Here is a 7,188-nt window from a genome sequence, read left to right as displayed (position 1 = left end):
AGGCCAGGACGAACCGCTTGAACCAGGCGAGTCAAGACCAGGATCATTCCAATCCACTCGTCGAAGACCTCGGAACCATGACGTTACAAGGCGTCGAGGTTCGCGGCACACGGACGACGCACCCGCCGTCGACAAGCAGTTCCGAGGGGGAGCCAGATTACCTGATGGAAGAGCACTGGGCCTCGCCTCTCCTGGGATTTTGGCTCCAGCAGGAAGTTGATTACCCTCGTTCTCCCAAGCACAACAGCAAGTGGACACGACGGGTAACGAACCTTCGGCTGGGAGATCCGGATCCGTCAACGTTTGATCCGCCAAGCGGCTACATTGTCGCCACCGAAACAATGCATCAAGTCCCCTGTGAAGTCCGGTCCGTATCCTCGCCAGGGCCATCATCCCATTTACACTGAAGGTGATGGCAGAAGAAAAAGAACTACGTTACGACCCTGCGACGATTGAGCCGAAATGGCAGGCACGCTGGGCCGCAGACCCCGGGATGTACGCTGCTGAGCCCCATTCATGCGGCAAGCCTAAGTACTACGTGCTTGAGATGCTGCCGTATCCGAGCGGCGCGCTCCATATGGGGCATGTGCGCAACTACTCTATCGGCGACGCGCTTGCGCGCCATATGTGGATGCGCGGCTACAACGTGATGCACCCCATGGGGTGGGACGCGTTTGGCCTTCCGGCGGAAAATGCGGCGCTCAAAAACAATACGCCCCCGCGCGAGTGGACGCTGGCTAACATCGCCGCCATGAAGCGCCAGTTCGAGCGCCTGGGCATGGGCTTCGACTGGGCTACCGAAGTCACGACCTGTTTTCCGGATTACTACAAGTGGAACCAATGGTTCTTTCTGCGCATGTACGAGAAGGGACTGGCTTATCGCAAGAAGAGCAAGGTGAACTGGTGTCCCGATTGCGCCACGGTGCTGGCCAACGAGCAGGTGATCGACGGCCGCTGCTGGCGGCACGAAGACACGATCGTGGAGCAGCGCGACCTGGTGCAGTGGTTCCTCCGCATCACGGCGTACGCGCAGGAACTGCTCGACGGTCTCGACAAGCTTCACGGCTGGCCGGAGAAGGTGCGCACCATGCAGCGCAACTGGATCGGCCGTAGCGAAGGGACGGAGGTTGATTTCTTTCTGCAGGAAGGTATCGACGAGGGTCTTGCGAAGAAGGAAAAAGGAGAAGGGGAGACTCGGATTCGCGTGTTTACGACTCGCGTAGATACGATTTTTGGCGCGACCAGCCTGCAGCTGGCTCCGGAGCACGCGCTAGTGACGTCTCTGGCTGCGAACGATGCTGGCTTGCGGGAGCAGGTTGCGAAGCTGCTTGAAGAGCAGAAGAAGGCGCGGGAAAGCGGCGACATTGGCGAGATCGAGAAGCACGGAATTCCGACGGGTCGGTTTGCTATTAATCCATATAGCGGCGAACTGGTGCCGATCTGGGTGGCGAATTACGTGTTGAGCGACTACGGTACAGGCGCCATCATGAGCGTGCCGGGCCACGATGCGCGCGACTTTGAATTCGCAAAGAAATATGCGATTCCGGTGCGGCGCGTGATTGCTCCGGCGGATCCTCATGCTGAAGAGCCAGAGTTGCCATGGACGTCGGAAGATGGCGTGCTGGTGAATTCGGGCGAGTTCAATGGGCTGAGCTGTTCGCAGGCCCAGAAGAAACTTCAGGAGATTGCAAGCAGCAAGGGCTTTGGCGAAGCGACGGTTACATTTCGCCTGAAGGACTGGGGAGTGAGCCGCCAGCGCTACTGGGGCACGCCGATTCCGATGATTCACTGCGAGCGCGATGGAATTGTGCCCGTACCGGACGAGCAACTGCCTGTGTTGCTGCCGGAGCAAATCGAGATCACGCAGCAGGGCGGATCACCGCTGTCGCGCGTGGCTGATTTTGTGAACGTCACTTGTCCAAAGTGTGGAGGGGCGGCGCGCCGCGAGACCGACACGATGGATACCTTCGTCGATTCAAGCTGGTATTTCTATCGCTACATCGACGCGAAAAATGCAAGCGCCCCGTTTGGTTCGGAGGCGGCGCAGTACTGGTTCCCGATCGATCAATATATCGGCGGCGTAGAGCACGCCATTCTGCATTTGATCTATTCGCGCTTCTGGACGAAGATGATGCGCGACCTCGGCATGATCACCAACGATGAGCCTGTAGAGCGCCTCTTCACGCAGGGCATGGTGATCAAGGATGGCGCGAAGATGTCCAAGTCAAAGGGCAATGTGGTCTCGCCTGATGACATGGTGGCCCGGTACGGTGCCGATTCGGCGCGCATGTATGCGCTGTTTGCCGCGCCGCCGGATCGCGATCTCGACTGGCAGGAGGATGGAGTTGCCGGGGTAAGCCGGTTTCTGGGACGCGTGTGGCGGATCGTAACGAAATATGCTCCGGTCTGTCGAACCGCTGCAAATGACCAATCCAAAACACAAGACGACGGAGCCGTGGCGAAGAAGCTGCTGCGGAAGCTGCATCAGACGACGGCAAAGATCACGCTGGACTTTGAAGGGCGCTGGCACTTCAATACCTGCGTTGCGGCCATCATGGAACTGGTGAATGAGATTCAGGCGGCGGATGCGCAATTGGCGGCCGGAGAAGTTTCCGCGCCGGTGATACATGAGCTGCTCGAGACGCTGGTGTTGTTGCTGGCTCCATTTGCACCATATCTGGCGGCGGAGTTGTGGGAAGAGCTTGGAGGCGATGGGGCGGTGCTCCGCCAGGCGTGGCCGAAGAGCGACCCCTCATTGGCGAAGGAAGATGAAATCGAGATTCCGGTACAGATCAATGGCAAGCTGGTGAGCGTGGTCCGCGTCCCTGCTGGCTCTGACGCAAAGGTGATTGAAGCTACCGCGCTGGCAGATGACAAGGTCAAGGCGCGCATTGCCGGCAAGAGCATAGCCAAGACCATCGTTGTGCCGGGACGCGCCGTGAACCTGGTTCTCCACCCCAGCGACAAAGACCCGTCGCCGGGGACCCCGGTAGTCAAGTAATGCGCGACGCAGTTGGTGCCCGGGTGATCGCAGACCGTAGAGCGGCGCAGGTGCGCGGCACGCAGACGCTGGTGGATCAAATGGGCTGGATGATTCGCCGGCCAGCGATCGTTGCCGTGGAAGTGCTTTGGCGCTGGCTCTTCGGCGTGCCATTTCTAATCGCGTGCTGGATGCGCCTGCAGCACGTGTTTGCTCAGCTCTCGCCTGAGGCCGCGGGGCTCAGCAATATCGATGCGCAGAACCCATGGATCGCCGCGGGGCAATTAAGTCGCGCTTTGGCGAAATATGAGCCGCTGGTCGCACACGAACTGCGGTGGCTGGCGCCGATTGCGGTACTCGCATGGATTGTGATCTCAAGTTTCGGGCGCAATTTTGCATTCAGACAAATGGATCCCCGGGTGCGGCTGCGGCCATTGGCGATGATGGTGCTGCAGACGGTATGGCTGGCGCTGTTTGGCGCCGTGTGCTGGGGATGGTTTCGCTCAATGACCTGGGTGGCCGTAACGCACTTTCCCGCGGGCGCAGAGCCGGACCTGATCGGCTTCTCTGTCTGGCTCATCTTTCTCTCGCTCGCGTTCTTCACGGTGTGGGCGCTGCTGGGGTGGATTGTTTCTGTTGCTCCGGTGTTGATGCTGCTGGAAAACCGCTCCGCGGTGTCAGCTCTTGGAATCACGTTGAGGCTGGGAAAGACATTCACCTCCGAGCTGTTCGAAATCGGCATGGTGATGGGCATCGTGAACCTTGCGCTGATCGTGGTCGCGATGGTGCTGTCGGCCGCGCCGCTACCCTTTAGCGATCAACTCGGCGGCGACACCTTGCACGTGGTGTGGGCGGGAGCGGCAGTGTTCTATCTCGTGGCGCACGACTATTTTCAGCTCGTGCGGCTGAAGTGCTTTGTCGAGTTCTGGAAGATCTTTCGCGGCACACGGCCTTGATGGCCGACACCGCCGGAGGTGGATCCCGGTGGTATAGTTTGTGTTCGCACTCGGGCGAAGGTCATCCAAATGCTAGGTCCCTCGCTTCTACTTGCAGCTTTAATGTGCGCTTTGCCGGCGCTTGTGCTGGGGCAGGACACGGCTCCGCAGATCGAGCCGGTGACGCCCTGGTCGAATGAGCAGCTTACCGTGGAGATGATCGAGCATGTGCTGGCTGTTCTGCATACCGAATCAGACAGGAATCTGGCGCGAGACCTCGACGGGCATCATCTCACGCAGCGCCTGACTGCGGCGCGATTCGAACTACTCAATTCGAAACTGCCGGGCAGGGAATCAAGGCAGGCATTGCTGGCTATCGCCGACGAGGCCGCGTTTCTCGACCTGCCTCCGGCTGATCAGCTTGATCTCCCTGCACCCGATCGCGCTGCACAAGGGCGAATGGTGTCGCGAGCTGCCGCTTTTGTGGCCACGACCGTTTCGAGAATGCCGGACTTCACGGCCACGCGCACCACAACGCGTTTCCAGGATGCATACGTGATGCGTTCCATCGAGAAGCACCTCATAGCCGTCGAGGGTTTCCGCTTCATCGATCGCCACGAAGTCACAGCGGTCTATCGAGACGGCCAGGAAGTTGACCAAAGTCCGAAGGCGACGAGGCCGGAAGAGAATACCAACAAGCAATCCGGGCTTCATTCGTGGGGTGAGTTTGGGCCAATGCTGGGTGTGGTCGTTGCAGACATATTGAAAGGCAAGATCGGCTGGAGCCATTGGGAACAAACTGGCGATGGTACCGCAGCCGTATTTCAATTCGCGGTCCAGGCGGACAAATCGAGCTACATTGTCCGCTATTGCTGTGTTTTGAAGGACGGCAGGTCCAGCGAGTTCACGTCAACTCCTGCTTACCACGGCGAGATTGCATTGGACCCAGCCACGGGCGCGGTCTTGAGAATCATGCTGAAAACGGATCTCTCGCCCGATGTTGTTGATCTGAGACGCGCAGATCTGGCGGTCAACTACAAGCGGATCGATATCGGAGGCCGCAGCTACATCTTGCCGACGCGGAGCATATCTCTTTGGAAGACACCCATAGTGGTCGCGATCAACGATGTGGTCTTTGACCACTATCACCAGTTTCGCGGAGAAATGAGGATTGTGCCGCCGGATGGCGGGGAGCAGCCGCAGTAGTTGAATCTGCGTCAACCGCCGACGCAATCCAATTCAGTGGCTACTTCGAACCTGCGCTGATTCTTCTTTCAGGTACGCGGCGGCGAGGGTGCTTTTGGCTTTGGCAATGGGCAGCAACGTGGGGTAGAACTGAACAAACGTTGTGTCGACAGCGGCGTGAGCGGCGTGGCACGTGTAGCAGGGAGCACCCTGGGGAACGAGGGTGCCGTTCTTGTCTGGAGCGTCGAAATCGAAAAATGCCCATTTGCCGGGGAAACGCGCCTCATCTTTCACATGGACTTCGAAGCCCATGATCTCCGCGTCCTGGAAATGGCCCCGCTGGTTGATCGACCCTTTCGATTTTGCTCCGCGGACTTCAAGGACCATGACGGTCTTGTCGGGCCATGTTCCTGTGGCCACAAAGCTGCGATAGGCTGCGGGATTCACGAAGACGTTGTCGAACATGGAATGATCCATCTCCGTGGCTTTGGGGGAGTAGCTCATATCGATGCCGGAAGTCAGGTAGATCCACTCGCGATAATTCTTCAGAGGCAGGAGGTCGCCATTCGCGGCGTATCTGGGCGCGGCCTGTTCATCCGCGTGGACAACGTGCGCGGAGCGCGAAAGAAATGAAAAAGCACAAGCGGTTAGCAGGCAAACGACACTCGCCAGGAGTCTGTTTCTGAGGAACACTCTGACCTCCGATGCAGATAGAACGCAGCACGACTGCTGGAAGTTCCTGAATTATCAACGGATCGGCCGTCGGCAAGCGGTTTAGAAGACTTTCAGGCGAATCACAAAGTATTTCTTCGGGTCCTGACGGATGGCCTGAATAAGTTGCTGTGCCTGATCCATGGTCTGGTCTGTGTGCTCGTAGAGCGACCGGTTCTGCATGAGCTGCCCAATGGTGCCTTTGCCTTCATCGATGCCGGTCAGGATGGAATCGAGGCGGGTGACGGTGTCATCCAGCTTTTTGGAAAACTCCGGATCCTTGGCCAGCTTGCCGATCGATCCCTTTCCCGCGTTGATGTCGCCAAGAAGCTGATTCGCATTGGCCACCGTGGAGTTCAGATTCTTGTACAACGTATCGTCCTTGACCAGCTTGCCGGCCGTACCCTGACCGTTCTGGATACCGTCCGCTATCTGGTCAAGTTTGTCGACCACAGAATTAGCGTGGGTGTAGAGCGAGTCGTCATTCACGAGCTTGCCCAGCGTCCCTTGCCCGTTGCCGATGGCGGCCGTCAACTTGTCGAGATTGTCCGCGATTCGATTCAGCTTGGCGTAAAATGCCGGGTCGTTGATCAGTCCGCCGAGCGTGCCACGCTTGGAATTCAGCGTGTCCACCAGCTTGTTGGAGTTGCGCATGAGCTTGGTAACTTCTTCGATCGAGACCTGGCTGGCGGTGATCACGCCCTGCAGGCTTGATGCCTCGATGGAGGCAAGTTCGGTGTTATTCGTCGGCCGCGGTCCCTTCGCGTGCTCAGAGGTGATGTCGACGTAGCTGTCACCTAGAACGCCCGCTTGGGCAATCGAAGTGGTTGAGTCAATGTGCAGATCCTGAATAAACTTACCGCCGATTCGCATGGTCACTTCGACAGGCTTGGGGCTGCGCTCAGGTACGACACGAATTTTGGTGATGTTGCCAATGGTGACACCTTCGAGCGTGACCGGGGCTCCGCTCTTCAGTCCGCCCGCGTTGTTGAAATAGGTGCGAAGAGTAAGCTTCTCACTGAACAGACCGCCGGCAGAGGACGACATCAGGAGAATGACGAGCACAAGAACCGCCATGGCCGCCAGGACCAATGCGCCAACTCTCAGCTGGGACCACTGAATCTCTTTGCGGCTCGGCAAGCTTTTCCCCTCGATGAAGGTGCCCCGACCAGCCTACTTCATCGCCTTGAGAATAGCAGAAAGGGCAGGGGTTACCGAGCATTTTAGCCCAAAGGGCAGAGTGAAGATTGGTTTCCGGAAAGCAATCAACAACGGCAAAAAGTCCCACTACGGCATGTATTTAGCGGCTCTCGGCCCTAGCCCTAGTTTTCCAGAACCACGTTGGCCATGGAGAGGGTTGCGGTATGGGTAATGGAC

5 protein-coding genes are annotated in these 7,188 nt (G+C 58.2%); 3 read left to right on the top strand and 2 right to left on the bottom strand.

Annotated features, from left to right (window positions below; genetic code table 11):
• The first annotated feature begins 412 nt into the window (after positions 1–412).
• The 3 genes from leuS to WA354_RS21110 all read left to right on the top strand — a co-directional run bounded on the left by leuS (position 413) and on the right by WA354_RS21110 (position 5,121).
• Complete coding sequence (leuS, locus tag WA354_RS21120) at positions 413–3,001, top strand: leucine--tRNA ligase (RefSeq protein WP_472814998.1); 2,589 nt, start codon at positions 413–415, stop codon at positions 2,999–3,001.
• Entirely contained in the window at positions 3,001–3,936 is a 936-nt protein-coding gene (locus WA354_RS21115) for a hypothetical protein (RefSeq protein ID WP_472814997.1), read from the top strand. Before leuS ends, WA354_RS21115 begins: the two co-directional genes overlap by 1 nt.
• 69 nt (positions 3,937–4,005) lie before the next feature.
• Positions 4,006–5,121, top strand: coding sequence for a hypothetical protein (locus WA354_RS21110; protein WP_472814996.1), 1,116 nt, complete (start codon positions 4,006–4,008; stop codon positions 5,119–5,121).
• Between the two features lie 33 nt (positions 5,122–5,154).
• Here the strand turns inward: WA354_RS21110 and WA354_RS21105 are convergent, their stop codons facing one another.
• Both WA354_RS21105 and WA354_RS21100 read right to left on the bottom strand, forming a co-directional pair.
• On the bottom strand, positions 5,155–5,793 hold the full coding sequence (locus WA354_RS21105; RefSeq protein WP_472814995.1) for a cytochrome P460 family protein: 639 nt from the start codon (positions 5,791–5,793) through the stop codon (positions 5,155–5,157).
• An 81-nt stretch (positions 5,794–5,874) separates the two neighbouring features.
• Positions 5,875–6,951: an MlaD family protein gene (locus WA354_RS21100; protein WP_472814994.1), complete on the bottom strand. Its 1,077-nt coding sequence runs from the start codon at positions 6,949–6,951 to the stop codon at positions 5,875–5,877.
• Between the last annotated feature and the right edge of the window lie 237 nt (positions 6,952–7,188).

The sequence above is a fragment of the Occallatibacter sp. genome (assembly GCF_049802275.1).
In the GTDB taxonomy this organism is placed as follows: domain Bacteria; phylum Acidobacteriota; class Terriglobia; order Terriglobales; family Acidobacteriaceae; genus Telmatobacter.
Note: the sequence above shows the minus strand (reverse complement) of the source record. Positions and strands in the feature narration are given on the sequence as shown.

Excerpts from the sequence above, each read along its gene's own strand:
- leuS (WP_472814998.1), top strand. The coding sequence starts at position 413 with ATGGCAGAAGAAAAAGAACTACGTTACGACCCTGCGACGATTGAGCCG.
- WA354_RS21115 (WP_472814997.1), top strand. The coding sequence starts at position 3,001 with ATGCGCGACGCAGTTGGTGCCCGGGTGATCGCAGACCGTAGAGCGGCG.
- WA354_RS21110 (WP_472814996.1), top strand. The coding sequence starts at position 4,006 with ATGCTAGGTCCCTCGCTTCTACTTGCAGCTTTAATGTGCGCTTTGCCG.